Annotated in this window: 1 protein-coding gene; it reads right to left on the bottom strand. The window is 69.6% G+C overall.

Going from position 1 to position 270, the window contains the following annotated elements:
• Positions 1-270: MFS transporter (locus tag SB751_RS30875; RefSeq protein ID WP_410749132.1), on the bottom strand; the 270-nt coding region annotated here is incomplete at both ends.

Raw genomic sequence — 270 nt, 5'->3', positions numbered from 1 at the left:
CCTGACAGGAACGCGCTCGGCATCGCCCACAGCGGCGCCTTCGCGGCGCTGATCCCGATGTTGACGACGACCAGCGCGAGCACGGTCAGGAGCGCGGTGCTCGCCTGCCCCGCGAACACGAAGCCGATGCAGGCCAGCACGCACGGAATCACGACGTGCCACGTGCGCTCGCCGGTGCGATCCGAATACCGCGCCCAGACGATCATCGCGACGACTGCCGCGACGCTCGGGATGCCGGTGAGCAAGCCCGTCTGCAACGCGGTGAAGCCG

This window comes from Cupriavidus sp. SIMBA_020 (genome assembly GCF_046535395.1).
In the GTDB taxonomy this organism is placed as follows: Bacteria; Pseudomonadota; Gammaproteobacteria; order Burkholderiales; family Burkholderiaceae; genus Cupriavidus; species Cupriavidus campinensis.
The sequence above is the reverse complement of the archived record's forward strand: the minus strand, read 5'-3'. Positions and strand labels throughout refer to the sequence as shown.